The organism is Rossellomorea vietnamensis (genome assembly GCF_025398035.1).
In the GTDB taxonomy this organism is placed as follows: domain Bacteria; phylum Bacillota; class Bacilli; order Bacillales; family Bacillaceae_B; genus Rossellomorea; species Rossellomorea vietnamensis_B.
In genome coordinates this window covers 4,389,809-4,415,749 of sequence record NZ_CP104558.1, presented here as the reverse complement: position 1 = coordinate 4,415,749, position 25,941 = coordinate 4,389,809, and the positions used below count along the sequence as shown (strand labels likewise).

General features: G+C 43.6%; 26 protein-coding genes. 4 read left to right on the top strand and 22 right to left on the bottom strand.

Annotation, left to right across the window (positions count from 1 at the left end; all coding sequences use genetic code 11):
- Positions 1-84 precede the first annotated feature (84 nt).
- Positions 85-966, bottom strand: coding sequence for a YitT family protein (locus N5C46_RS22625; protein WP_261750323.1), 882 nt, complete (start codon positions 964-966; stop codon positions 85-87).
- A gap of 89 nt (positions 967-1,055) precedes the next feature.
- Between N5C46_RS22625 and N5C46_RS22620 the strand changes: the two genes are divergently transcribed.
- The gene (locus N5C46_RS22620; protein ID WP_261750322.1) at positions 1,056-1,310 is read left to right on the top strand and encodes a DUF2624 domain-containing protein; all 255 of its coding nucleotides are present in this window, start codon (positions 1,056-1,058) and stop codon (positions 1,308-1,310) included.
- Between the two features lie 51 nt (positions 1,311-1,361).
- Here N5C46_RS22620 and N5C46_RS22615 read toward each other — a convergent pair whose 3' ends face one another.
- Both N5C46_RS22615 and N5C46_RS22610 read right to left on the bottom strand, forming a co-directional pair.
- A complete protein-coding gene (locus tag N5C46_RS22615; RefSeq protein ID WP_261750321.1) occupies positions 1,362-2,255 on the bottom strand; it encodes a deoxyribonuclease IV in 894 nt (297 codons plus the stop codon).
- Positions 2,256-2,324: 69 nt separating this feature from the next.
- Positions 2,325-3,632 (bottom strand): DEAD/DEAH box helicase, encoded by a 1,308-nt coding sequence (locus N5C46_RS22610; RefSeq protein ID WP_261750320.1) that lies wholly within the window; start codon positions 3,630-3,632, stop codon positions 2,325-2,327.
- A gap of 308 nt (positions 3,633-3,940) precedes the next feature.
- On the opposite strand from N5C46_RS22610, the gene N5C46_RS22605 reads away from it, so the two are divergent.
- Together N5C46_RS22605 and N5C46_RS22600 are read left to right on the top strand one after the other, a co-directional pair.
- Positions 3,941-4,705 (top strand): YqfQ family protein, encoded by a 765-nt coding sequence (locus N5C46_RS22605; protein ID WP_261750319.1) that lies wholly within the window; start codon positions 3,941-3,943, stop codon positions 4,703-4,705.
- Positions 4,706-4,885: 180 nt separating this feature from the next.
- Complete coding sequence (locus N5C46_RS22600) at positions 4,886-5,842, top strand: 4-hydroxy-3-methylbut-2-enyl diphosphate reductase (protein WP_061811249.1); 957 nt, start codon at positions 4,886-4,888, stop codon at positions 5,840-5,842.
- Between the two features lie 42 nt (positions 5,843-5,884).
- On the opposite strand, the gene N5C46_RS22595 is transcribed toward N5C46_RS22600, so the two are convergent.
- From N5C46_RS22595 to N5C46_RS22550, 10 genes are all read right to left on the bottom strand, one after another.
- Complete coding sequence (locus N5C46_RS22595; protein ID WP_261750318.1) at positions 5,885-7,003, bottom strand: Nif3-like dinuclear metal center hexameric protein; 1,119 nt, start codon at positions 7,001-7,003, stop codon at positions 5,885-5,887.
- On the bottom strand, positions 7,000-7,710 hold the full coding sequence (locus N5C46_RS22590) for a tRNA (adenine(22)-N(1))-methyltransferase (RefSeq protein ID WP_261752412.1): 711 nt from the start codon (positions 7,708-7,710) through the stop codon (positions 7,000-7,002). Before N5C46_RS22590 ends, N5C46_RS22595 begins: the two co-directional genes overlap by 4 nt.
- A 115-nt stretch (positions 7,711-7,825) precedes the next feature.
- Positions 7,826-8,194: a cytochrome c550 gene (gene cccA / locus N5C46_RS22585; RefSeq protein WP_261750317.1), complete on the bottom strand. Its 369-nt coding sequence runs from the start codon at positions 8,192-8,194 to the stop codon at positions 7,826-7,828.
- Positions 8,195-8,453: 259 nt separating this feature from the next.
- Complete coding sequence (locus N5C46_RS22580; protein WP_261750316.1) at positions 8,454-9,596, bottom strand: acyl-CoA dehydrogenase family protein; 1,143 nt, start codon at positions 9,594-9,596, stop codon at positions 8,454-8,456.
- A 165-nt stretch (positions 9,597-9,761) separates the two neighbouring features.
- Entirely contained in the window at positions 9,762-10,301 is a 540-nt protein-coding gene (locus N5C46_RS22575; RefSeq protein ID WP_261750315.1) for a hypothetical protein, read from the bottom strand.
- A gap of 119 nt (positions 10,302-10,420) precedes the next feature.
- The gene (gene rpoD, locus N5C46_RS22570; RefSeq protein ID WP_034757535.1) at positions 10,421-11,551 is read right to left on the bottom strand and encodes an RNA polymerase sigma factor RpoD; all 1,131 of its coding nucleotides are present in this window, start codon (positions 11,549-11,551) and stop codon (positions 10,421-10,423) included.
- A 33-nt stretch (positions 11,552-11,584) separates the two neighbouring features.
- A complete protein-coding gene (gene dnaG / locus N5C46_RS22565) occupies positions 11,585-13,396 on the bottom strand; it encodes a DNA primase (RefSeq protein WP_261750314.1) in 1,812 nt (603 codons plus the stop codon).
- A 44-nt stretch (positions 13,397-13,440) separates the two neighbouring features.
- Entirely contained in the window at positions 13,441-13,908 is a 468-nt protein-coding gene (locus tag N5C46_RS22560; RefSeq protein ID WP_224521051.1) for a YaiI/YqxD family protein, read from the bottom strand.
- Between the two features lie 719 nt (positions 13,909-14,627).
- On the bottom strand, positions 14,628-15,440 hold the full coding sequence (locus N5C46_RS22555; RefSeq protein ID WP_060673474.1) for a pyruvate, water dikinase regulatory protein: 813 nt from the start codon (positions 15,438-15,440) through the stop codon (positions 14,628-14,630).
- 13 nt (positions 15,441-15,453) lie between these two features.
- Positions 15,454-16,080 carry a transcriptional regulator CcpN gene (locus tag N5C46_RS22550; protein WP_061811336.1) on the bottom strand — a complete coding sequence of 209 codons (627 nt, stop codon included), beginning with the start codon at positions 16,078-16,080 and terminating at the stop codon, positions 15,454-15,456.
- 463 nt (positions 16,081-16,543) lie between these two features.
- Between N5C46_RS22550 and N5C46_RS22545 the strand changes: the two genes are divergently transcribed.
- On the top strand, positions 16,544-17,917 hold the full coding sequence (locus tag N5C46_RS22545; protein WP_261750313.1) for a glycine--tRNA ligase: 1,374 nt from the start codon (positions 16,544-16,546) through the stop codon (positions 17,915-17,917).
- Positions 17,918-17,992: 75 nt separating this feature from the next.
- Here N5C46_RS22545 and recO read toward each other — a convergent pair whose 3' ends face one another.
- The 9 genes from recO to yqfD all read right to left on the bottom strand — a co-directional run bounded on the left by recO (position 17,993) and on the right by yqfD (position 25,940).
- Positions 17,993-18,745 (bottom strand): DNA repair protein RecO, encoded by a 753-nt coding sequence (recO, locus tag N5C46_RS22540; RefSeq protein WP_261750312.1) that lies wholly within the window; start codon positions 18,743-18,745, stop codon positions 17,993-17,995.
- A gap of 45 nt (positions 18,746-18,790) precedes the next feature.
- Complete coding sequence (locus N5C46_RS22535; protein ID WP_082386398.1) at positions 18,791-18,934, bottom strand: YqzL family protein; 144 nt, start codon at positions 18,932-18,934, stop codon at positions 18,791-18,793.
- 106 nt (positions 18,935-19,040) lie between these two features.
- Entirely contained in the window at positions 19,041-19,961 is a 921-nt protein-coding gene (gene era, locus N5C46_RS22530) for a GTPase Era (RefSeq protein WP_261750311.1), read from the bottom strand.
- Positions 19,954-20,352 (bottom strand): cytidine deaminase, encoded by a 399-nt coding sequence (locus N5C46_RS22525; protein ID WP_034757514.1) that lies wholly within the window; start codon positions 20,350-20,352, stop codon positions 19,954-19,956. The genes era and N5C46_RS22525 overlap by 8 nt, the downstream gene beginning before the upstream one ends.
- A gap of 249 nt (positions 20,353-20,601) precedes the next feature.
- On the bottom strand, positions 20,602-20,994 hold the full coding sequence (locus N5C46_RS22520) for a diacylglycerol kinase (protein ID WP_261750310.1): 393 nt from the start codon (positions 20,992-20,994) through the stop codon (positions 20,602-20,604).
- Complete coding sequence (gene ybeY, locus N5C46_RS22515) at positions 20,969-21,442, bottom strand: rRNA maturation RNase YbeY (RefSeq protein WP_261750309.1); 474 nt, start codon at positions 21,440-21,442, stop codon at positions 20,969-20,971. Before ybeY ends, N5C46_RS22520 begins: the two co-directional genes overlap by 26 nt.
- Positions 21,439-23,604, bottom strand: a complete 2,166-nt coding sequence (locus tag N5C46_RS22510; RefSeq protein WP_261750308.1) for an HD family phosphohydrolase — start codon at positions 23,602-23,604, stop codon at positions 21,439-21,441. Before N5C46_RS22510 ends, ybeY begins: the two co-directional genes overlap by 4 nt.
- A gap of 185 nt (positions 23,605-23,789) precedes the next feature.
- A complete protein-coding gene (locus N5C46_RS22505; protein ID WP_261750307.1) occupies positions 23,790-24,749 on the bottom strand; it encodes a PhoH family protein in 960 nt (319 codons plus the stop codon).
- Between the two features lie 3 nt (positions 24,750-24,752).
- Positions 24,753-25,940, bottom strand: a complete 1,188-nt coding sequence (gene yqfD, locus N5C46_RS22500; protein ID WP_261750306.1) for a sporulation protein YqfD — start codon at positions 25,938-25,940, stop codon at positions 24,753-24,755.
- Position 25,941 lies beyond the last annotated feature (1 nt).

The window sequence follows — 25,941 nt, the reverse complement described above, 5'->3', positions numbered from 1 at the left end:
AAATGATTCCGTTTTTCATTCAAATAAGGACCGCCCTCTTGTATGGGCGATCCTGTCATTTCATAATGGGATGATGTTTACAGATCAATGGATGGCAGATTTAAAGCGTGCACCTTTTGTTTCCTGGGTGCTCATGATGGTGATGAATGCATCCGGATCCACGTCGGAAACGACCGATTTTAATTTCGTTACTTCAAGCCTGGTGACCACGACGTATATGACCTCTTTATCATTATCCGTATAGCCTCCCCGCCCCTTTAACATCGTCGTCCCCCTGCCCAGCCTTTGCAGGATGGCATCGGATACATCCAGGTAATGATCAGAAACGATGATGACGGCTTTGGTTTCGTCCATTCCCTGAATGACCGTATCAATCGTCTTAAATGCGATATAGTATGTCATGACCGAATACATCGCTTCTTCGATTCCAAAGACGAATGCTGCCCAGCCGAAGATGAATATATTCATGAACATCACAAATTCCCCCACGGAGAAAGGCAATTTCTTTGTCAGGAGGATCCCCAGGATCTCTGTACCGTCGAGGGAACCCCCATGACGGATGACCAGCCCCACACCCACTCCAAGAGTCAGGCCACCGAAGACGGTTGCCAATATCTCTTCGGTTACGAATGGATCTATATGGTGAAGGAGACTCTCAATGAGGGCCAGTGCCACTACAGCAAACAATGACGATACAACAAACGTCTTTCCGATATGTTTATAACCTGAATACATAAAGGGAAGATTCAACAGGACCAACAAGGTTGAAAAGTTAAGAAAAGGGATGGAATCGGATACCAAATAATCCAGGATCAATGAAATACCGATGATCCCCCCGTCAATGATATTATTGGGAACGAGGAACAGTTCAATTGAAACAGCGGCGAGACCGGCTCCGACCGTTATGAAAAACAAACGATAGATAAAATGAAGGGGACTTTCCTTCTTATGTATTCTTTGAGTCATCGGCAATTCCTTTCCTTTCACTTATTTTCTGATAAAAGTGTCACTTTCTTGATGTGAGATACATATGTATCATTTGAGGAGTGATAAACATGAAGCTATTACAAAATGTGATTAATCACAAAATCAACCATATAACGAATGATGAGTTATTAAAGTATGCAAAACAATATAATATTTCTCTCACGTCCCAGCAGGCAACAAGCATCGTACAGAGCGTGAAAGGGAAAAACATCAATATCTTCGATGATACGAAAAGAAGCAGATTGGTGAAGGATTTGGCGAAGGTCATAGGTCCAAAGAAAGCCAAGGAAATCAACCAGCTCTTTTTGCAGCTCATCCGTTGATAAAGAAAGAGGAGGCGGCCTCAAGTCTTGAGACATGACCTCCTCCACTCTTTACTGATTCACTATTTTTGTCAGTACCTCTTCATCGAAGCTTTGATTACGAAGCATGTCGATTTCAAACTTATAAGGAGGCTTTTTATTCTTCTTATCTTCCCCTACATAAGGTGTTTCCAATATCTTAGGAATATCCTCTAGCTGCGGATGATGCACGATATAATTCAGTGCCTTGAATCCGATATGACCGAAACCTAAATTTTCATGACGGTCCTTAGCCGCTCCCCGTTCATTTTTACTATCATTTATGTGAAGGACTTTTAAGCGGTCGATGCCTACGATTTTATCGAACTCCTCCAATACCCCATCGAAATCTTCTACGATATTATATCCTGCATCATGTGTATGACATGTATCAAAACAGACGGAGAGGCGGTCATTCAGTTCCACTCCATTTATGATCTGAGCGATTTCCTCAAAGGATCTCCCACATTCAGAGCCTTTTCCTGCCATTGTCTCAAGGGCAATTTGAACTTTATGATCCTTGGTCAACACTTCGTTAAGGCCTTCAATGATCTTCGCAATTCCCTTATCCGCTCCTGCACCCACATGAGCACCAGGGTGAAGGACGATTTGCCCTGCACCGATCGCTTCTGTGCGCTCCATTTCAGAGCGAAGGAAGTTGACGCCCAATTCGAATGTAGCCGGGTTGGTCGTATTTCCGATGTTGATGATATAAGGGGCATGCACGACGATGTCTTCTATTCCATTTTCTTTCATATGAGCAAGACCCGCTTCGATATTCAGGTCTTCGATTTTTTTCCTTCTCGTGTTCTGTGGTGCACCAGTATAAATCATGAAGGTATTCGCACCATACGAAACGGCTTCTTCACTTGAAGCGAGTAACATATTCTTTCCACTCATGGAAACATGGGATCCAATCTTAACCATTCTTCTCAACTCCTAAGAAAATCTCTCTTTATTGTATCGAATGTGTACAAATGAATCACGTTCAAACACTTATTTGTTTCTGTTTTTTATTCTTCTTTCCCGCTTCTTGATTTGATCCATTTTGTATTTCATTTTCTTTTTATATCCCGGTTTAACCGACTTCGGTTTACGGACTAATGATTTCGCCTTTTCATCGATTTCATCGACGTTCGATTTTTGACGGTTCTTACGTTTGTTCAAAGGAGGCAGCTCGGACCATTCCCCTTTTTTAATGTCCCGATGTGAAAAGCTGATTCCAAGCTTCTCCAAGCGATTCAAAGCATCTTCGTCTGAAGGCGTATAAATGGTGAAGGCGATACCGCTATTCCCGGCACGTGCTGTACGGCCTGAACGATGAACATAGAAATCCAGATCTTGAGGCAGTTCATAGTTGATGATATGGCTGACCCCTTCGATATCAATCCCTCTGGCTGCAAGGTCTGTTGCGACAATGTATTGATAATCCAGGTTTCTAATTTGTTTCATCATTTTTTTACGCTCACGTGGAGAAAGATCACCGTGAATACGGCCGACCTTCAATCCTTTGGCAATAAGGCTATCGGCTACTTCATCCGCCTTCTGCTTCGTGTTGGTGAACACAATCCCTAAATAAGGATTGATCTCCACTAAAATATTGTAAAGCATATTGGTTTTATCACGGCTTTTCAAAGGGACGATCACGTGTTCAATATTTTTTGCCGACAGCTGTTCCGGCTCCACGTGGGCATATTGTGGATTTTCCATATACTTCTTCAAAAACGGCTTCAGTTTCTCTGGGATCGTGGCAGAAAACACCAACATCTGTAGTTTTTCAGGCATCTTCGCAGCGATTTGATCCACATCTTCAATGAATCCCATATCGAGCATCAAATCAGCTTCATCGATTACAAGAAGCTTCGCTGTATGGACAAATAGTGCCTGGTCCTTCACAAGGTCATTGATCCGTCCCGGCGTACCGACAACGATATGAGGCTGATGCTTTAACTTCTCGATCGTCCTCTGTTTGTCCGTTCCCCCGATATAGCAACGGGAAACGATCTCTGTATCCTTCGTAATCTTAAGTACTTCCTGGTAAATCTGTTGTGCCAATTCACGGGTAGGTGCAGTGATGACAGCTTGTACCTGCTCAGAAGCTGCATCCACCTTTTCGATGATCGGTAATAGATACGAGTGGGTTTTCCCCGTTCCCGTCTGAGATTGGCCGATCGCACTTTGTCCCTTTAAGATCAGAGGGATCATTTTTTTCTGAATTTCAGTTGGTTCATAGAAACCCAGTTCTTCTACAGCTTCATTGATGAAAGACTGAAATCCAAATTGCAGAAATAAATTCTTTTTCATTGAGTACATCTCCTTTTATCGTCATATCCTTTTATTTACGCTGTCATCGGGATGGATGTCTGTGCCGTTCACATCATCACCACAGATCTATATAAAATGTACGGATCACTTTTCAGTTGTCAGTGATTTTATTTTAACGTTTAGAAGCGTGATATTTAAAGAACATCTAACCATTATAATCAATTTTCAGCAAAACATCTAGGTCAACTTGATATTATTTCAGATGATATTGTCACAATACCCTTTTTTAACCTGTTGCATACTCTATAGTGACAACGAATTTATTGAAATGAAAGGAGGCTGTCATGATGCCGCCTAGAAGAATGAGAAATCAGGGTCAGGATATGAGAAATCCTTTCGGAATGAGACAGCGTCAGGGGAACGGATTCGGTTTACAGCAGCCCGGGATGAATACTTTCGGATTGGGACAAAGGCAAGGCAACGGGTTCGGGTTGCAGCAGTCTGGCAGGAATCCTTTTGGGATGGGACAGACACAGCCACCGCCTTTTCAATTTGGAAGGCAGAATCCTAATCAAGGCTTTAATATGGGAATGAATCAAAGAGGCAGCGGAAGAGGCAGAGGGCAAGGCAAAGGGTTGCTGTCGAAGTTCCTGAAAAAAGGGGAAAACCGCAATACAGGCGGTGGCGGACTTCTGGAACAATTTACGAGGTCTTCTGCCGGTGAAACCGGATTCGAGCGGTCACCTCAGGCAGCTGGAGGAATCATGCAAACCCTCTTGAATCCCGGCAATGTCAATTCCTTTCTGTCTAACACCCAACAAATGTTGCAGACTGCCCAGCAATTGGGTCCGATGTTTCAGCAATACGGCCCGATGGTCAAAAATATCCCATCTCTCTGGAAGTTGTACCGCGGATTCAAGGATATGTCTGCTGAAACACCTGATGAACCATCGACAGAGGTTCAAAGTGAAGAAAGTGAAGAACTCCCTGAAGCACAAATCCCTGTAAAGAAAAAAAAGAAAAAGAAACCTTCTGTCAAAATCAATGATGAAGAAGATTGGGATGATGAGGCACCGGCTAAATCACATCCAAAACCAAAACTATATATATAAATGTCGCATCCCTAAAGGTATTCCATCACCTGAGAGGGATTATTTTTTTTGGATTATTAGTATAAAACATGTGTCACTTTTTTTGTGAAAATGGCCATTTACTTCGTTCTCTTTGTCAGACGGACCTTTCTCCTTTATAATGAAGACAAAAGACTCTCTCATGTAGGAGGATATGTATAGATGGATATTATTAAGATTACTCCGAGAGGCTATTGTTATGGTGTGGTAGATGCAATGGTCATTGCAAGAAACGCCGCATTAGACAAATCGCTTCCTCGTCCAATTTATATCCTGGGGATGATCGTCCATAACAAGCATGTAACGGATGCGTTTGAAGAAGACGGTATCATCACCCTCGATGGCAGCAATAGAAAAGAAATCATTGAACAGGTGAATGAAGGAACGGTGATCTTCACCGCCCACGGAGTCTCTCCTGAGGTGAAAGAAATCGCCAAGCAAAAAGGATTAGTCACACTGGATGCTACCTGTCCTGACGTCACAAAGACACATGACTTGATCCGAGCCAAGGAAGCCGAGGGCTATGATGTGATTTATATCGGGAAGAAGGGGCATCCCGAGCCTGAGGGCGCAGTCGGTGTCGCACCCGAAATCGTTCACCTCGTCGAAACAGCCGACGACGTTGAACAGCTATCCATCGACAACGATAAGATCATCGTGACGAACCAAACGACCATGAGTCAATGGGATGTACTCGATACAATGGATAAAGTGAAGGAAATGTACCCTCATGTCGAGCTGCACAAAGAAATCTGCCTGGCTACTCAAGTACGTCAGGAAGCAGTGGCAGAGCAGGCAGGTGATGCCGATGTCCTTATCGTCGTCGGCGATCCGAAGAGCAATAACTCCAATCGCCTTGCACAAGTGTCGATGGATATCGCGGGTACTCCTGCCCACCGCATCTCAGACATCAGCGAGCTCGATATTGAATGGATTAAAGATGCGGGTGTCGTTGCTGTCACTGCCGGTGCTTCCACTCCAACACCGATTGTGAAGGAAGTCATTAAATTCCTGGAAGCTTTTGATCCAAATGACGAATCCACATGGACAAGAGAGCGCAATGTTCCATTGAATAAGATACTCCCTAAAGTCCGAAAAGCGAAAATGGGAACTAAATAAGAATGCCAAAAGGCCCCTTGCGACATCGCAAGGGGCCTTTTTTTACATATACGTAAATGGGTTTGTTTCTGCTTTCGAAGCGAATATATTGACAATAAATCCTTTTTCCGAGCATCTTTTGGCTAAATGAGCGGCTACTCCCTCTTTCATCACCTTTTCAATGTGATGACCTGCATCCACAACATTGAGTCCCATCATCATGGCGTCATGGGCTGTATGATAATAGATATCACCTGAAACGAACACATCGGCACCCTGTCTCTTGGCTTTTCCGATGAACTTATTTCCATCTCCGCCGAGTACTGCCACTTTCTTCACCTTTGCGTCCCCGTCCCCGATCAACCTGATTCCATCCATGCCTAATGTTTTCTTCACGAATAGGGCAAAGTCCTTCAGGCTCATCTCTTCTGCTAAATAGCCGATCCTGCCCAGTCCAAGGGCTTTAGACCCGTTTTCCAGGGAGTAGATATCATAGGCAATCTCTTCATATGGATGGTGGGTAAACATCGCTTTCAATACTTTTTTCTCCAGGGAAACAGGATAAACCGTCTCCACCTTTTCTTCTGAAACCTCTTCAAGGGCGCCCTGCTTTCCTATATGAGGATGGGTTCCCTCTCCGGGCAGAAATCTTCCCTGCCCCTCAGAGGAGAAGCTGCAATGGGAATAATCCCCGATATGCCCGGCTCCGGCTTTCCCTAAAGCATCTCTCAGTTCCCCTGCATATTCTTTCGGCACATATACCGCCAATTTGCGAATTTCTTCCTGATAGGTAGGAACAAGTACAGAAGGATCCTGTAACTGAAGCTTGCTAGCGAGTATATCATTCACACCGCCTACCGCAACATCGAGATTGGTATGGGCAGCATACACGCTAATATCATGTTTGATCAGCTTTTCAATCATTCTTCCCTGATAGGAATCTGTTTGCAAAGATTTCAGTGGACGAAATAATGGCGGATGATGGGCAATGATCAATTTGACATTATTCTTGATCGCTTCATCCACGACATTTTCCAGCACGTCCAGTGTGATCATGACATTTTCGACCTTCTCATTCAACTTACCGATCTGAAGTCCGATGGGATCTCCGCTTTCAGCCAGATATTTCGGAGAGAACTCTTCAAAAAGCTGAATGATTTCATGGCCGTTCACTGTTTTCATGAGATAAGGACCTCCTCTACCATTTTGATTTTGTGCAGAAGCTCATTTTTCCGTGTTTCCAACGCCTCGGTCTTTTCTGCTTTCTCCATGTTATTCACGATATTTTTCCACTGTCGGAGTTCCTGATTCCATTTTTTGATGAAGGCATCATTTCGATCCCTCATCAAGAACGGCCCGAGCAGCAGTTCTTTTTCAAGTTCCTTGGAATAATGGGTGTTTGGATCTCCTTTTTCTGCTATCAAAATTTCATATAGCTTATCATCCTCTTCGAGGATTTCCTCACCGATCAGATCCCATTCATTTTCCATCAGCCACGTTCTGATCGATTTCGCACTCACATTGGGCTGGAGGATCAATCTTGGTCCGTCGGTCAGCTTGTCCTTGCCAGCCTCCAAAATCGATGCAATCAATGCACCGCCCATCCCGGCGATCGTAATACAATTGACTTCACCGGGTGATATGACTTCAAGACCATTTCCTAACCTGACTTCAACTTCCCGTGTTAACCCGGCATCTTCCACTTGTTTTTTCGCAGAAAGATAAGGGCCTTTTACCACCTCACCGGCAATCGCTTGTGAAGCGATGCCTTTATTGACTGCATAGCAGGGAAGGTAGGCATGATCTGAACCGATATCGGCAATTTTTGATTGTTCTGGTATGTATGAAACAACGGTTTCAAGTCGTTTTGATAATTGTTGGATATTCATTCGTTCACCTTTACTCATTATTATTGGTCCTGCTTATCTGATACTCATTCTAACCAACTTTTCCATATAAAAAAAGCCCTTTGCCCAAAGACAAAGAACCTTTTTCAGCCATTCATTATTTAAGTGATTTGATCCAGTCTGCCATTGCATCAAGATTTTCATCTGCTACGAGACCGGCCGGCATGATGCCTCCACCATTTTTGATTCTATCTTTGATCTCGTCTTTAGACAGCTTCGTCCCTTTAAGAGCAGGACCCGCGCCACCTTCATAGTTCCCACCATGACAAGATACACAAGACTCCTTGTACTTCGCTTCCGGATCGAATTCACCGCTTGAAGCTTCTTCTTTACCAGCAGTCTCACCATGCTTTTCTTCCTTCGCTTTCTCATCGGCATTGTTCAGGCCTTCAATCGATAAGAAGAAAATAAGACCAATTCCAAGAGCCGCAATAAGTACGAATGGAATAATTGGATTACGATTCATGATTTTAACCTCCTTTATGTACAACATCCAAAAAATAGTGCTCTTTTCAACACTTTATATTTTACTGTAAAAACCGACAAAGTAAAAGTACTATCAATTAACTTTTCCATCTTTCTCACAAATTAGACACATTTCCTTCTTTTTTCCTGTTTTTCATCTTCCGTTTCTTCTCCCATACCCCATAAGAAAGAAAACAGATGAGCTCTATCAGCCCCCAGTGGACCGATAGAGCTCATTTATCCCTACAGAGGATTTAACCCTATTGGCAGCCAATTAACCTTGAAATCACCATTCTCTGTACTTCTGACGTCCCTTCTCCGATTTCAAGGAGTTTAGCGTCACGTAAGTAGCGCTCAACATGGTATTCTTTCATGTAACCGTATCCGCCATGGATCTGAATGGCTTCGTCGGCCACTTCCATACTGATCTCCGACGCGTACAGCTTACACATTGACGCCTCTTTGGAAAACGGTCTTCCCTGATCCTTTAACCAGGCTGCTTTATGAACCATGTTCCTTGCGAGCTCGATCTTCATTGCCATGTCAGCCAGCTTAAATTGCGTAACCTGAAATTGAGATAACGTTTTACCGAATTGCTTTCTTTCTTTCGAATATTGAAGAGCCTTGTCAAAAGCAGCCTGAGCCACACCGACGGCCATTGCCCCAATTCCGATCCTGCCCCCGTCAAGGGTGACAAGGAACTGCTTGAATCCTTCCCCCTGCTTTCCTAACAGGTTCTCCTTCGGCACTTCCACGTCCTCAAGGACCAGCTCAGTTGTGTTGGATGAATGAAGGCCCATTTTTTCATAATTATCAATAACCGTAAAACCTTTGGCATTGGTAGGTGCGATGATGGCACTGATCTCTTTATTCCCGTTGTTCCTGCCTGTAATCGCCGTTAACGCGAGATGATTCGCGTAACTTGCATTGGTGATGTAACATTTATTCCCATTGATGACCCATTTATCCCCTTTATCTTCAGCAGTGGTCTGGGTTCCCCCCGCATCTGAACCGGCATTGGGTTCAGTCAGGCCGAAAGCTCCAAATGATTCCCCTGTACAAATCGGCGTTAAGTATTCCTGTTTCTGTTCGTGTGTACCAAATAAATTAATCGGTGCTCCCCCGAGTGAAATATGGGCAGAGTACGTGATCCCTGTAGAGGCACATGCACGGCTGAGCTCTTCTGTTACGATGGCAAAGCTTACTGTATCCGCTCCGGCTCCACCATATTCCTCCGGAAAGGGAAGACCCATCATTCCCAGGTCAGAAAGTTTCTTGAAGATTTCTTTTGGAAATTCCTTTGTGCGGTCACGATCCAACGCACCAGGCGCCACTTCTTCTTCAGCGAATTCCCTGATCGTTTTCTTAATCATTGCTTGCTCTTGTGTTAAGTCGAAATTCATCTTTATCCCCCTTGTCTAACTTTGATGACTGAAAGCCACAGACTTCCACATTATATAAAGCGCTTTCAAACATAGTCATACGACTCTATGAATACGCTCTCATTCCTATTATAAGAGGGAATCATGAATTTTCTCAACTTTAAAAAACTTTTAAATTTTCAGAAGTTATAGTGATATATAAATTCCCACAAGAACTGCTCCTACCGATCCTGCCAGCGTGAAATAATTCATCTTCCACTTCACCCCTGCACCAATCCATGTAAAACAGTTCAGAAACAAGGTTACGTATAATGGCAAATAGTGCCCTTCAAAGATTCGTTCCGTCAGTTCCATGGTTGAAATAAGGAGGATGCAAGCAGCTGACGCAAAGAGAAGTAACGGCGAGAATTGTTTCTTAGTATAATAAATTCCTACACCCATTAATAATCCGACAAAACTTGCCAAAATCGTTGTTTGCAAAACGATTGACAATTCAGTAAAATAAATGACAAATAATGAAATTAAGATCGAAGAAATGGAAATCAGGAAATCTTTCAGGAAATGTTTTTTTGGAGGTTCCGCTGATTCTCTTTCATCGATTCCCGCTCCTTCAGTATATAAGGCAAGAAGATAATCACAATATTGTTCGGGGAGCATCTTCGTTTGCTTCCAAAGAAGGATTTCATGGATGATGGTTTCTTTTTTTGCATTCTTTATTCTGGTCACTTTGTCACACCTTTTGTAGTTGCATCCTCTAAGTCTATTCGGCAACGATCAGGGGAAACCCTTTAATTTGGACAAAAAAAAACCACCTCTATGCACAATAGAGGCAGTAAAGGGTGGTTCTATTCCAAAAAGTCCTTCAATCGTTTGCTTCTGCTTGGATGGCGAAGTTTTCGAAGGGCCTTCGCTTCGATTTGTCGAATTCGTTCCCGGGTAACGCCAAACACTTTGCCCACTTCTTCCAGTGTGCGTGTTCTGCCGTCATCGAGACCAAAACGTAACCGTAGAACATTTTCTTCCCGGTCTGTAAGAGTATCCAGAACATCTTCAAGCTGTTCTTTCAACAATTCGTAAGCTGCATGTTCCGAAGGAGATTGAGCTTCTGCATCTTCGATGAAGTCCCCAAGATGAGAATCGTCTTCTTCACCAATCGGTGTTTCAAGGGATACAGGTTCTTGAGCGATCTTAAGAATTTCACGCACCTTTTCAGGAGTCAGATCCATTTCTTCAGCTATTTCTTCCGGTGCAGGTTCACGGCCCAGATCTTGAAGTAATTGTCTTTGTACTCGAATCAGCTTATTAATGGTCTCAACCATATGAACCGGGATACGTATCGTTCTTGCCTGGTCAGCAATGGCACGGGTGATGGCTTGTCGAATCCACCAAGTCGCATACGTACTGAATTTGTACCCTTTCCGGTAATCAAACTTTTCCACTGCTTTAATCAGACCCATGTTACCTTCCTGGATAAGATCCAGGAATAGCATCCCGCGGCCTACATAGCGTTTTGCGATACTGACAACGAGTCGCAGGTTCGCCTCTGCCAGACGTCGCTTGGCTTCCTCATCACCATCTTCAATTCGCTTGGCAAGATTGATCTCTTCCTCTGCAGAAAGTAAATCGACTCTCCCAATTTCTTTCAGGTACATACGTACAGGATCATTTATCTTAACCCCGGGAGGAACGCTTAAATCATTCAGATTAAATTCTTCTTCCTCTTCCTTCTCTAACTCCGTGGCACCTGGATCATCATCTTCGTCACTTTCATTGACGATTTCTACACCCTGCTCACCTAAGTGTTCATAGAATTCATCCATTTGATCTGAATCCAATTCGAAGCCGGATAATTTATCGGCAATATCTTCGTATGTGAGGACTCCTCTTTTCTTACCTTGGTTAACTAAAAATTCTTTCACCTGATCAACTGTTAATTCTGACGCTATTTGTTTGGAACGCGCTGACTTTTCAGCCATTTGTTCCCCTCCTTCCAACTTCCTTACAAAACTTTATAGAGACTTACGCAGCTGTAAGATTTCCATTGCTATTTGTGCTTCCTGCCTATAATCCTTTAGTCTTTCTGCTTCTTTTCTTTCCACTTCTTTTTCTTTTATTCTCAACATCTTTTGATGTTTTAACACCTGGTTGACGTAATCTGTCAATTCCTGATCCGTACTTTCTTCGCTTATGGACATCATTTCGATTTCCGTCACGATCCTTCTGAGCCTTTCATCGGGAAGGTACCCGATGAACGAACTGGCACTTGGAGGCAGACCTTCTTCATAATAACCCAATAAATAAGTAATAATAGCCTGATGCTCATCAATATTGAGGTTCGTGCCTGCAAGCCACTCCTGAATCTTATAAGCGGTATTCGGATCCTTCAGCATGTAAGCAATCAACCTTCGCTCAGCGGTTTGATATGCAGGCAGGAGCCTTGACTGGGTGGGTTGTTTGAAATTCCCTTGCATACCGACCTGTTTAGGCGGGTTAGGAACGCGCTTATCCGGCCCTTGCAATTCAGATAGCTGTTGTTGAAGAGCCTCTAACGATAGTTCGAATTCATCAGCCAAATATCTTAAATAATAATCCTTTTCAACCGCTTTACTTAATTGAGTAATTTCCTTTAGTATGTCTTCTATATACTTAAGGCGATCTCCTTCATCATTTAAGTTTTTATTCAGTTTATAATACCGAAGCTTAAACGCCATGAACGTCAAACTTGCCCCTATTACATCCTGTTGGAATCGTTCTGAACCATATTTGTCAATGTAGTCATCAGGGTCTAATTGTTCGGGTATTACGGCTACGCGTATGTCCAGCCCATGCTTATGAAGAAGCTTTCCGGCTCTGAATGCGGCTTCCACTCCGGCAGAATCACCATCGTAACAAATGATGATGGAATCCGTTAATCGCTTTAACAGGCCTATTTGCTGTTCCGTCAACGAAGTACCCATGGTGGCTACCCCGTTTTCAACACCGGCTTCGCTCGCTGAAATAACATCTGCGAATCCTTCAAATAATATCGCCTGCTGTTTTCTTCTAATCATGGATCGTGCATCATGATAATGATAAAGGATGCTGCTTTTATTAAAGATCTTTGTTTCAGGACTGTTTAAGTATTTCGGCTGATCATCCGCATCGATCGTCCTGCCTGAAAATGCGACGGTATTCCCTTTTGTATCCACAATGGGGAACATGATTCTTCCCCTGAAGCGATCGAGGAAGGAATCGTCCCTTTCCCTTCTGACGAGTAACCCCGCGGCTTCCATTAGCTCAAGGGAGTAACCCCTCTTCTCCAGGAACTTGACCGTGAAATCCCAGCTCGGAAGTGACCATCCAATCTGAAATTTCGTGATACTTTCCGTTGTGAAGCCCCTTGCAAGTAAATATTCCAGCGCTTCCTGACCTTCCTTTGTATTTAGAAGGAGATGATGGTAAAATTTACTTAATAAGCTGTGAGCTTCCAACATTTGCTTCTCGTCCTCTTGAGGAGGAAGCGGTTGATCCGATGATGGTGTTTGGATGGAAATCTCTTCACCGACTCTTGTTCCGAGCTTTTGAGCCGCTTCAAGGAAGCTGAGGCCGTCTACATCCATAAGAAACGTAAATGCGTTTCCTCCTGCACCACATCCAAAGCAATGAAAAATTTGTTTGTCGGGAGAAACAGAAAAAGATGGAGTATTTTCTCCATGGAACGGACATAAACCAAAATAATTTCTGCCCTGCTTTTTCAGTTGTACATAATCACTGACAACATCGACGATATCGGTTGACGATAAAATTTTATTTAACTTATCTTCAGGGATTCTTTCAGACATACTCTATCACCTGTTTTTATTTACCCTCTTTATCCATTCTGTACTTATTGCGATTCTCCTGCAATTTCCGACAAGATTTTATCGAAGGACGTACAAAATGTTTCTCTGTCTTCATTTGTAAAAGGCTTGGGACCTTTACCATAGTTGCCTCTCCTGCGTTCTTTGGCAGCGACATACCGATAATCGAGTGCCGTGACAATACTCTCTTCCCTGTAGGCTTTTCCCCTGGGAGAGATGGCATAAACTTTTTTCGGCAATACCAGACTTGCAAGACCTATGTCCTGTGTGACCAAAACATCTCCTGCCTTTACATGATTCATGATGTATAAGTCTGCCGCTTCTTTCGAACTATCCACATATACCCATTCACCTTCATCAGGTGTGTTCTTCCTGTGGGCATGGGAAGCAACAAAAATGATCTTAAAGCCATACCCTCTTGTTATTTTAATGATTTCCTGTTTTACCGGGCAAGCATCCGCGTCTACATATACGGTAGGGTTATGTTCGCTAATACTAACTATTCTACATCACTCCGTATTATCCTTCTCTCTTTTAGAACTTTCCCAGAGATTTGATTAAAATTGTCGAATTTTAATTCAGACGAGACTTGACATATCACAATAATTAGTTTATTCCTTAAGAGTTTAGTCTAAACCTATTTTAAATATTTTTATCACAATTTTTTATTATAGTATAATCGGACAAGTTTGACCACTATAAAAACTTAATTCCTTTAGGTTTTTCTTTATGTTTGAATTTCATCAAACATAAAGAAGCGACTGCTGGTTGATTTCCGCTCCAGGTGCTCGCTTTCCGCGGGGCTGGCGGTGAGCCTCCTCGGGCTTTGCCCTGCGGGGTCTCACCTGTCCAGCTACAGCGGCTAGCCCCTCGAGGTCATAAGCTAAATGGTCCAAGAAGGCAAAAGGAAGCCTCCTTAGCCCATTCATCTTATGCTGGTCGGGGCTGGTCAAGCCGCTTTCGCTTTTCGGACTGTCCAGCGTTTCCCGCAGGAGTCGAGCACCTTCCGCTCCAATCAACTTTCGAAGGGTAAGTTTTCACTAAAACTATAGAGATTGTCAAAACCAACCATCAGTCTCCACGTGCTTGATGATATCGATTTTTATTTCACTAAAAATTCCGATGTGTGAAAACGGCCTAAATAAAAGATGATTCCCCCGTTTTTCAGGGGGAATCATCTTTTTATGTATACGGTCATACAAATGACCGCCGATCAATCGTTGGCTTTTTGGTAAATATTTGTGATGACATTGGCTGTTTCTTCGACGGCTTTGTTGGTAACATCGATGACGTGACAGCCGATGCGGTCCGTTATTTTTTCAAAATACGTCAGTTCGTCTTCTATACGTTTAATATTGGCGTAGCTCGCCTGATCGTTCAATCCGAGAGATTTCAATCTTTCCCTGCGGATCGTATTCAGCTTTTCCGGGCTGATTTTTAATCCGAAGCATTTCTTCGGTGAAACCATGAATAATTCCTCCGGAGGATCTACTTCCGGTACAAGTGGAACATTCGCCACTTTGATCCTTTTCAGTGCAAGGTATTGCGACAGAGGCGTTTTTGACGTCCTGGACACTCCGACGAGCACTATATCCGCCCTGAGTATGCCCCGGGGGTCACGCCCATCATCGTATTTGACGGCAAATTCAATGGCTTCCACCTTCTTGAAGTAATCGTCATCAAGCTTCCTGACAGTCCCTGGTTCAAACAGCGGTTCCCTTTGATAGGAAGATTGAAATTTGTCCATTAATGGACCGATGATATCAAATGCATAGAGCTCTTCCTTTTCAGATTGTTCTTTAATGTACGCACGCATATCCGGCTTTACAAGGGTGTACACAATCAAACCCTGATTGAGCTTCGCCAAGGAAATCACTTCATCGATATGTTCGGTGTCCTCTATATACGGAAAGCGCTTGATGACCGTATTGGAACCATTGAATTGGCTAATCGCCGCTTTTGTGACTAATTCAGCAGTCTCACCCACCGAGTCGGATACTACATAGATGATCGGTTCTTTCACGATCGTTCACCACCTTCTAATATTCATCTGCCAACGCAACAAATGCTTTGGTTATATTGGTCTTCGTAATCCTGCCTATGACTTCTAAATCACCCTTTTCGGTCTTTTTGATGACGGGGACAGAGTCGATTTGCTTATGAATCAAGTCCTTCGCCACACCGATAAGCTGGTCATCCTTCTCACAAACCGTGATATTGGGCATCCTTGTCATAATAATATTCACCGGCAGCGTACTGAGTTCCTGCTTTCCGATACTCGCTCTTAAAAGATCTTTACGGGACAGGACACCCACTAAGTATGTATTGGCGTCCACGACAAACAATGTTCCCACATCTTCCAGAAACATCGTTACGATGGCATCATACACGGAAACATTCTCATTCACGACAACTGGAATTGATTGATAATCCTTGACGAATATTTTGTTCAGGTTTTCCGTCAGCAGCTGTGTCCCTGTTTTCCCTGTATAGAAATACCCTACCCTCGGACGGGCATCCAAGTAACCTGCCATGGTCAGGATGGCAAGGTCGGGTCTTAGAGTCGCCCTGGTTAAATTTAATTGATCCGCGATCTGTTCACCAGTGATAGGTCCATTGTCTTTCACTATCTGCAGAATATGTTCTTGACGCTTATTGAGTTCGATTGTTACTCACCACCTAACGGTCAAACGATTTATGTTATACTTTATATCAAATATTATATACTATTTAACCAAAATGAAAAGAGCATATTATCATCCAATTGTGACAACCTATAGCTAAATTTCACTTTACAAAGAGTATCTTCTTTTGAACAAAACATCAAATCTTTTCGCTTCTTTCAATCATTAGTTGTTTTTATTTCTTTATCATGATAAAATGTCTTCATCTTATAACCAATAAGGCTATGATGGATCAATAATCCTTGCTAACCGATAAGCGACTGGGGACAGTGAAAGCCCAGATGGCATGGAGACGGCAATCCGGAGCTATTTACCGTTTAAAAGTGGGTATACCTTTACGTATATCAACTAGGGTGGAACCGCGAGTAACAAGCTCGTCCCTAGGCCTCAAGCGCCTAAGGACGAGCTTTTTTATTTACATAAATGATGAAAAGGAGTGACTTATATGTCAATGGAACAAGTAGTCAACTTAGCAAAGCACAGGGGGTTTGTCTTCCCCGGTTCTGAAATTTACGGAGGACTTGCCAACACATGGGATTACGGTCCGCTTGGTGTAGAGCTGAAAAACAATATTAAAAAAGCCTGGTGGAAAAAATTCGTACAGGAGTCCCCTTATAATGTGGGCCTTGATGCAAGTATCCTGATGAATCCGCAGACATGGGTAGCTTCCGGTCACGTTGGAAACTTCAATGACCCGATGATTGACTGTAAGCAATGTAAGACACGTCACCGGGCAGACAAAATCATCGAAAACGCCCTGGAAGCAAAAGGCATCGAGATGATCGTCGATGGTCTTTCATTCGAGAAAATGGAAGAAATCATCAAAGAGCATGATATTCCGTGCCCAGATTGCGGAAGCCACGATTTCACGGATATCCGCCAATTTGATCTTATGTTCAAAACCCACCAGGGAGTAACGGAATCTTCTACAAATGAAATTTATTTACGTCCTGAAACAGCACAGGGGATCTTTGTAAACTTCAAGAACGTTCAACGATCCATGCGTAAGAAGATGCCTTTTGGTATTGCACAAGTAGGTAAAAGTTTCCGAAATGAAATCACTCCTGGTAACTTCACATTCAGAACCCGTGAATTCGAACAGATGGAACTGGAATTCTTCTGCAAACCTGGTGAAGACCTTGAGTGGTTCTCGTACTGGCGTGAATTCTGTAAAAACTGGTTACTAAATCTTGGAATGAGCGAAGACAATATGAGACTGCGTGATCATGATCAGGATGAATTATCCCATTACAGCAATGCAACAACGGATATAGAATACAAATTCCCGTTTGGCTGGGGTGAACTTTGGGGTGTGGCAGATCGTACAGACTTCGACCTGAAGCGTCATATGGAACATTCAAATGAGGACTTCCACTACATGGATCCACAAACGAATGAAAAATATGTACCATACTGCATCGAGCCTTCCCTTGGGGCTGACCGGGTAACCCTTGCATTCCTATGCGATGCGTTCGAAGAAGAAGAACTCGAAAACGATTCACGTACCGTATTACGTTTTCACCCGGCACTGGCACCGTTCAAAGCGGCTGTCCTGCCCCTTTCGAAAAAGCTCTCTGACGATGCATTCAAAGTATATGAAGAGCTGTCCCAAGATCTTATGATCGACTTCGACGAAACGGCATCCATCGGGAAACGTTACCGCCGCCAGGACGAAATCGGGACACCATACTGCATCACATTTGACTTTGACTCCGTAGAAGACGGTCAAGTAACCGTCCGTGACCGCGACACAATGGATCAAGTAAGAATGCCGATCAGTGAAGTAAAAGGCTTCCTTCAGGAGAAAATCAAATTTTAAATATTACAATAAAAAAATCAGGCCCATTCACAAAAGTGAATGGGCCTTTCTATATCACAAGCAGCATCTATGTAACTAGAATAAGTCCTTAAGGTTATCCATTTGGTCCAGAAACCTCCTGGATTTTAATGTCAGACCTGAGTTTTCATCGTAATAAGTCCTGATTACCCGCTTCAATTGACGTTTCGTTTCATCTTTCACCGATATATTTCCCAATCGATTGAGATCGAAATAGTAAAATACCCTGAGAAGCTTCACAGTGCTTTGTGAGATCGGTAAATGATGTGGATCTTCACTCAAACAGCGATGACAGATAAATCCATTTTCTTTAAAGGAAAAAGCGAATTCACCATCGGTCTCCCCACATACTGCACATCCATTCAGGTGAGGATACAACCCCATTACAGGGAGCATCTTCATTTCAAAAATATGCATCAGGATCTCCGGGTCATGGTCTTCATTCAAATAGTGAAGAGTCTTGTACAGCAATTCAAACAGGAAAGGGTTCGGCTTTCGATCCTCCGTCGCTTTATCAAGGAGGTCCACGATGTACGTGGCGTACGCCGTCTTAAACAGATCCTCCCTCACATGCCTCAGGGACTCTGCCATCTCCCCCTGTTGAAGGGTACCCAGCCCGCTTCCTTTGATAAAAAGGAAATAACCATATGTAAACAATTGTGAAATGGCGGATAGACGGCTATTAGGTTTCTTTGCCCCTCTAGCCATCAATCCAATCTTTCCGAATTCCCGTGTATATATGGTAACAATCTTGTTCGACTCACCGTAATGATTGGTTCGAATGACAATTCCTTCACACTTCTGCAGCATTTAGCCACCTCCCGATCTCTATCTTCCCGGGTGATGACATACTTATCACGTTAAAGGAAAATCTACTTCCGCTGTTTCTTCTTCAAAGCTGTAAGGATCCTCAAATGTCTCCTTCTCAAGCTCCTTAAAAAGGAGATAGGTGTCAATACTTCCTGTCTGCGAAAAAAATTTCCATGTTAAGTCTAACATAAAAAACCCACCTTTCTGGATTTAAACTAGCAAGACTTCATAAGCTTTCTTGTGATTAGAATGAGCATTTTCTCTCTAAAACATGTGGCCTAAATATTGTTAATTATCAATATTCGTCGTCACTGAATCCAAAGTCACGGAGGTTTGCAGATCGGTTACGCCAATCCTTCTGTACCTTCACCCATAGTTCGAGGTAGACCTTTGATCCCAACAGGTTCTCAATATCCACCCGCGAGCGCTTTCCGACTTCTTTGAGCATGGAACCCTGTTTGCCGATGACAATCCCCTTCTGGGAATCTCTCTCTACAATGATGGTGGCGATGACGTCGATGAGGTCCTTCTCTTCTTTCCTCTCCATCTTGTCGATCACGACTGCGATACTGTGGGGAATCTCTTCCCGTGTCAGGTGCAGGACCTTTTCCCGGATCAGTTCAGATACGATAAAACGTTCCGGGTGATCGGTAATCTGATCTGCAGGATAGAATTGAGGCCCTTCAGGTAATTGATCCTTCAGTACCTGCAGCAGCTGGTCCACGTTGTTTCCTTCGAGTGCTGAGATAGGCACAGTCGCCGCAAAGGGGAACAGGTCATTGTATTGTTTAATCATAGGCAGTAAGGCGTCTGGATGGATCTGGTCGATCTTATTAAGAATGAGGTAGACCGGTGTTTTAACACCCTTCAGCTTCTCTATGATGAAGTGATCTCCTTTTCCCAATCCTTCTTCGACGTTCACCATGAACAATATGACGTCCACTTCTTTTAAAGTGTTCTGAGCAATCTTCATCATGAAGTCTCCCAGTTTATGTTTCGGTTTGTGAATTCCAGGAGTGTCGATGAATATCATCTGGGCATCATCGGTCGTGTAAACTCCTTGAACTTTGTTGCGTGTTGTCTGGGGCTTATCACTCATAATGGCGATCTTCTGACCGATGACCCGGTTCAGGAAAGTGGATTTCCCGACGTTAGGTCTTCCAATGATGGAGATAAAGCCTGATTTGTATTCTGTGTTACTGATATTATTACTCATTTAGATCCTCCGGTGAAAAAGCTCCTGGTAATAGTTCTGCTACGGTTAATTCTTCTACGTCGCCCTTCAGGTTCGTCAATACGACTTTCATTTCTTTCGGACAAAGTTCTGAAATGACCTGCCGGCATGCCCCACATGGTGGAACAGGTCTTGCCGTGTCTGCCACAACCGCAATCATCGAATAGTCTGTATCGCCTTCTGAGTACGCCTTGAATAACGCAGTCCGTTCAGCACAGTTACACATGCTGTACGCTGCATTTTCAATATTGCAACCGTGATAGACCTTACCGTCCTTTGACAGAAGAGCCGCTCCCACCTTGAATTTACTATAGGGTACGTATGCTTTTTCCCTCGCTAGTTTAGCTTCTTGTATCAATTGTTCTGCATTCATTGATTGAACTCTCCTTTTAACCCTTACACATTCATTTTACTACAATTTTCATAAAAGAAAATGGGCTGTTATCATTTTGTAATAAAATAGTTAGATAATTCAAACTATTTATCAATTTTGTCCTTTGCTCCACTTATTCTATACAAGTATAAGAACGTTTTCAAATGAATTAAAGACTGCAGGGAAGAAATCGCTCAATTTCTTCCCTGCAGCCTTTATCTTACGGTATTACACTGCCTTTTTTCCGTTTTAGGGGATCAGCTCCAATAGCTTTGGAAGAAAGATGATGGTTCCTACGATCGCTGTACAGATTGCGAAGAGAAGGACCGAAGCCGAAGCCAGATCCTTCGCAGCCTTCGCAAGAGGATGATACCCTTCCGTGGTAAGATCGACTGCCTTTTCAATGGCTGTATTCATCGTTTCAAGGGCAAGGACGGAAAAGACAAGGATGATCAGTATGATCCATTCCATGGCGGATACAGAGAGCATGTAGGCAAGGAGGAAAACGACAATCCCTGCGAATGAATGAATTCTGAAGTTCTGTTCCGTTGCCCAGACAGACTTCATTCCTTCCGCTGCATATCCAAAGGATTTCAGGAACCGGAATAAGCCGAATTTAGTCTCTTTTGAGTCCATATTCATCTAAAATGTCCTTTTGTCTCTTGAACATCTTCTTTTCCTCTTCCTCTTCCATATGATCATATCCTAATAAATGAAGGAAGCCATGAAGGGCCAGAAAACCAAGTTCACGGGAGACGGAATGGTTGTATTCTTCCGCCTGTTCTTTAGTGCGGTCAATGGAAATGATGATATCCCCAAGAACGCGGGGAATCTCTGCCCCTATGATTTCCACTTCATCTTCCCCAAGTTCTTCGAGGGCAAATGAAATGACATCCGTGGGCTGATCCTTAGCCCGATATTCCCGGTTGATTTCCTGAATACGTTCGTTGGTTACAAAGGTCACGGACACTTCGCTTTCATCCTCGATCCCTTCCTGATCAGCAGCGAAGTTCAGGATATTCTGGACCAGCTCTGTCTGTTCATCGGATACAGTTTCTGTTTCGTCAATAAAGTCGATTAATAAAGTCATGCCTCTTCTCCTTTTGCTTGAAGTTCAGGGTACTCGATCCTCGGATGGAATATACCATTCAATGTTTCACATAGAGACCTCTTCACCGTCTCTAATTGTTTTAATGAAATATCACATTCATTAAACTGTCCGTCCTGCAGGCGGTCTTGTACGATCGAATGGACAAGCTTTTGAATTTCTGCCTGGGTGGGTGATTTCTTCGACCTGACAGCCGCTTCTACACTATCCGCGATGCTTATGACAGCCGCTTCCCTCGTCTGAGGTTTAGGACCTGGATAACGGTATTCTTCTTCCTTAACATCTTTCCCTTGTTCTTTTGCCTTATAATAGAAAAATTTCAACAGCGTCGTTCCGTGATGCTGCTCGGCGATGTCGATGATTTCCTTTGGCAATTTATGTTTCCGGAGCATCTGCGCTCCATCTGAAGCATGACTAATAATAACATCCCTGCTTGTTTCAGGCGAGACCCTGTCATGGGGATTCCCCATATTCAGCTGATTTTCAATGAAGAAATGCGGACGTTTGGACTTTCCTACATCATGATAGTAGCATCCGACCCTGGCGAGTAACCCGTTAGCCCCGATGGCTTCACACGCGGCTTCCGCAAGGTTCGCCACCATGACACTGTGATGATAGGTGCCGGGCGCATCGGTCAACAGCTTCTTCAATAACGGCTGTGTAGGGCTAGAGAGCTCGACCAGTCTCATGGATGAAAGAATCCCGAATCCCGCTTCAAAAAACGGGAGGAAACCGATCGTGAGGATGGAAGACATGATCCCCGATACCAGGGCAAATACAATATAATACACATATTCACTATTCGAATAGGAAGTACCGCTTAATAGGATTAAAAATCCCAGGATCAGGATATTGACAAGGGCTACGTAAATCCCGGCCCTTAAAATATTCGAACGCTGATTTCGGCTGACAAGGAAAAGGATACCTGATACACCGCTGAATAACGTATAAATCGCAATTTCGATATCGATTGAACCGTTGAATTGCTGGTGGAATACGATACTCGAGCAGGCAGATAGGATGAATACCATCATCATGGCGATCCGTTCATTAAGTAGGATCCTCAATATCATACCTGTGAACGCTGCCGGCAATATGAAGGCAATATCATTGATTTCCAGCTGCTCGATCAGTCCTACGATCTTCATGATCAGGAGTGATATGACAAATACGATGCTTGTGAGGATCAAGTAATTTTGCTTTCTTTCCTCGGTGACTTCAAGTGTGTAGAAGAAATAATATAGTGAACCTATCACCACAAGGACAAAGAGTGCCAGTCCGACATACGGTTTGAAGGAGAATGTATCCTCCACCATCCCCAGGGATTTCAGTATGCTGTATGTTTTAGGTGTGATCAGGTCCCCGTCCTCTACGATGACCCCGCCTTCGATGATTTCAACCTTTTCCACGTTTGCCTCGGCGAGCTTCTTTAACTCATCGGTTTTTTCAGCATCGTAATAAAGCGTCGGCTCAATGGCGACTTTCCCCAGCTTGACGGCAGCGGTGGATAAATCACCTTTAAATGAATAGTTTGTGATCCGTTGTTCCAGATTCAATTTCGCTTCATTTAATTCTTCCTCTTTCACGCCGTTTTCCATGATGATTTTCATTTGTGTGGTAACGATGGTCTCTACACGGGACAGGTCATCTTCTGACGCCTCCAGGAGGGTTTTTAACACATCATCACTCAAACTATTGGTGACATTATTATTTTTATCCTTCGGCAATTTGGCTTTCAGGAGCTTCAGCTGTTCAGTTGTATCCGTGCTTGTAGGCGGTTTTAGATTTTCCTCATCCCCCGCCTGCTGTTTCGACTCATCCTTCACTTCATTTACACTTTCCAACAGAGAGTGGATCAATGAAGTAGAGTTATCGATCGCCCCTTCTTTCGGAGTATATACACTCGCCACTTCTGCCTTTGCTTCTTCCTTCTTCTTGGCAGTGGCCTCCTTATCGACGAATTTCTTGGGTGCCCTTATCGTGGTGGGGGCATCTTCATATAAATTTATATCCAGCGTTTTCGGTTTCACATTTCCATACAGGACACCGAAAACAATGATGCCGAGCAGCACAAATAAGAGATTGGTAAATAATCGGTAGCTGAGAAAGCTCCTGATTTTGAGTAGAAATGGGTGAGTTTGCATAAAGAACCCCCTGATATGTATAAACAATTTCGGATAGCCATATATAAAGGCGTTTAGTAATTATGTAAAATCATAACAGTTTTTGACTTATTTATCTATGTATAGCCCAACAAAAAAAGATTGATCCACGTCCATGCCGGATCTTATGATAGCGGCATGGATCAACTGGATCAATCTCTCTTTGTCTATTTTTCGGTTGTTTCATAGGCATCGATAATTTTCGCGACCAACGGATGACGGACTACATCGGCTTGATCGAGATAAATGAACGACACTCCTTTAACATCTTTTAAAATCCGTTCAGAAGAAATCAATCCTGACTCGCTGCCCCTGGGCAGATCCACCTGGGAACGGTCTCCCGTGATGATCATCTTGGAATCAAAACCAAGCCTTGTCAGGAACATTTTCATTTGTGCCTTCGTAGTATTCTGGGCCTCATCAAGGATCACGAACGCGTCATCCAGTGTACGTCCCCTCATATATGCAAGGGGAGCGATTTCGATGGTCCCCCTCTCGATCAGGCGGGCGGTATGCTCTGCTCCCAGTACATCATGCAGGGCATCATACAGGGGACGGAGATAAGGATCCACCTTCTCCTTCAAGTCACCCGGAAGGAACCCAAGGCTTTCACCCGCTTCCACGGCAGGCCTCGTCAGGATGATCTTCTTGACCTGCCCGTTCTTTAAGGCATGTACAGCCATGACAACGGCTAAATAGGTCTTCCCCGTCCCGGCAGGCCCGATCCCGAACACCATATCATGCTTCTTGATGGATTGGATGTATTGGCGCTGCCCCAAGGTCTTCACCCGGATCGATTTACCTTTGGCGTTCTTAGTAATCTCTTCATTGTACAACTCTGTAAAATATTCAAGCGTCCCTTGTCTGCCCATTTCTATGGCATAATGGACATCACGCTGGCCGATATTGATCCCTTTACGGATCACGGCCACCAGTCGATCAGAAATATCAACGGCGAGACTTACATCTTCTTCTTTACCTGAAACCAGCAACTCTTCGCCTCTTGTTACGATCGAAACGTGTAATTCCTGTTCTATTAATTTAAGGTGAGAATCTGAAACACCGAACAAAGCGATGGCTTCATTAGGGTTTTCAAGTTGTAATTTCATTAAGATTTCATCTGACATTCGTTAGTCTCCTTGAATAAGTGGTTGTCCTTCTGCAATATTTTCTATTACTTTGAAGTGAATGGTTACCCTAACTTTACCATTCTCCACCTTTTCTTGCAAAATTTTTTCCCCTCTTATTTCTGCATCTTCCGGGAGGGAGGATTCCAGATTACTTTTGGCAAGCTTCTTCGCGGCCTTGATCGCCTCGGATTTCGTATAGGTCCTCTCCACGTCCTCTTTCTCTTTCATGCTGCGATCAATATAATAAACCGGAAGTTCCCATTTCAAAAAACGCAGTGGCTTTTTCGTTTCTTCCACAACGACATCCTTGAATTCCGCTTTCCCGAATCCCCATACTTGGATATTCATTGAACCGAAGCCGAGATAATGTTTTCTTTTCTCGTTTCCGCTGAACACGATAAATCGTGACTTCAACGGGAGTTCAACCGATGTCTTATACCATGTTTCCCCCAATATCTTCGCTTTCGCCGAGACTCCCTTCGGCTCCTTTTCATTCCCGATCAGACCCGATACAAGGAGCTGCCCTTTATTGACGTAGTCATTGACGTTCACCTGGGGATCCCCTTCTTCTACAAACATGTCGGTGATGATGGCTTTCTTTTTGGCGACAATATGCTGCAGGCCGGTTGATTCAGATGGAACAGGCGCATTCTTTTCCACGACTTGAAAGTGAAAGGTTGTCCCCTGTAACTCCACCCCCACCCATGTGATGTTATTCATCCTGTAGGATAACTCACGCTGGATGTTCTCAACATCGGGTATGGAGAACTGCATCTTCCCCTTGGAAACACCCATCGCCTCCAGTTCCTTTCGTATACTGTGCTCGGTTTGAGGTGACGCACCTTTGATTTCGATGCCCCACACCATATTGGAAAGAAGGAATACGATGACGAAGAATGCCAGTCCACCAATCATGAAGCCCGAATTTTTCAGTGATCTCTTGAATAGAAAGGGAACCCCCTGCCCTCTTAGAAATGTCACTTTACACTCAGATGCCCGTACCGCTCTTCGGAAGTTATGTACATCTTCTAAGGATAAGTAAAAGGTGATCGTCTCCGTTCCCGCTCTCTTCACGTTCCAGATTGTGATACCAGCGCGGAGCAATTGATTGATGACCCGCTCAACTAATCTGCCTTCCATTTTCACAAATACCTTTCCCCTCAGAAAGGTGAACCATTGATTCTTCAAA

Bases quoted from the DNA above. Each gene is read 5' to 3' on its own strand.
- era (WP_261750311.1), bottom strand. From the start codon at position 19,961: ATGAGTAATAATATCAGTAACACAGAATACAAATCAGGCTTTATCTCC.
- N5C46_RS22620 (WP_261750322.1), top strand. From the start codon at position 1,056: ATGAAGCTATTACAAAATGTGATTAATCACAAAATCAACCATATAACG.
- N5C46_RS22625 (WP_261750323.1), bottom strand. From the start codon at position 966: ATGACTCAAAGAATACATAAGAAGGAAAGTCCCCTTCATTTTATCTAT.
- N5C46_RS22595 (WP_261750318.1), bottom strand. From the start codon at position 7,003: ATGAAAACAGTGAACGGCCATGAAATCATTCAGCTTTTTGAAGAGTTC.
- recO (WP_261750312.1), bottom strand. From the start codon at position 18,745: ATGCTGCAGAAGTGTGAAGGAATTGTCATTCGAACCAATCATTACGGT.
- cccA (WP_261750317.1), bottom strand. From the start codon at position 8,194: ATGAATCGTAATCCAATTATTCCATTCGTACTTATTGCGGCTCTTGGA.
- N5C46_RS22545 (WP_261750313.1), top strand. From the start codon at position 16,544: ATGTCAATGGAACAAGTAGTCAACTTAGCAAAGCACAGGGGGTTTGTC.
- N5C46_RS22580 (WP_261750316.1), bottom strand. From the start codon at position 9,596: ATGAATTTCGACTTAACACAAGAGCAAGCAATGATTAAGAAAACGATC.
- N5C46_RS22520 (WP_261750310.1), bottom strand. From the start codon at position 20,994: ATGAATATGGACTCAAAAGAGACTAAATTCGGCTTATTCCGGTTCCTG.
- N5C46_RS22510 (WP_261750308.1), bottom strand. From the start codon at position 23,604: ATGCAAACTCACCCATTTCTACTCAAAATCAGGAGCTTTCTCAGCTAC.
- N5C46_RS22525 (WP_034757514.1), bottom strand. From the start codon at position 20,352: ATGAATGCAGAACAATTGATACAAGAAGCTAAACTAGCGAGGGAAAAA.
- N5C46_RS22610 (WP_261750320.1), bottom strand. From the start codon at position 3,632: ATGAAAAAGAATTTATTTCTGCAATTTGGATTTCAGTCTTTCATCAAT.
- N5C46_RS22600 (WP_061811249.1), top strand. From the start codon at position 4,886: ATGGATATTATTAAGATTACTCCGAGAGGCTATTGTTATGGTGTGGTA.
- dnaG (WP_261750314.1), bottom strand. From the start codon at position 13,396: ATGTCTGAAAGAATCCCTGAAGATAAGTTAAATAAAATTTTATCGTCA.
- N5C46_RS22505 (WP_261750307.1), bottom strand. From the start codon at position 24,749: ATGTCAGATGAAATCTTAATGAAATTACAACTTGAAAACCCTAATGAA.
- N5C46_RS22615 (WP_261750321.1), bottom strand. From the start codon at position 2,255: ATGGTTAAGATTGGATCCCATGTTTCCATGAGTGGAAAGAATATGTTA.
- N5C46_RS22535 (WP_082386398.1), bottom strand. From the start codon at position 18,934: ATGTTAGACTTAACATGGAAATTTTTTTCGCAGACAGGAAGTATTGAC.
- rpoD (WP_034757535.1), bottom strand. From the start codon at position 11,551: ATGGCTGAAAAGTCAGCGCGTTCCAAACAAATAGCGTCAGAATTAACA.
- N5C46_RS22590 (WP_261752412.1), bottom strand. From the start codon at position 7,710: ATGAATATCCAACAATTATCAAAACGACTTGAAACCGTTGTTTCATAC.
- ybeY (WP_261750309.1), bottom strand. From the start codon at position 21,442: ATGACTTTATTAATCGACTTTATTGACGAAACAGAAACTGTATCCGAT.
- N5C46_RS22605 (WP_261750319.1), top strand. From the start codon at position 3,941: ATGCCGCCTAGAAGAATGAGAAATCAGGGTCAGGATATGAGAAATCCT.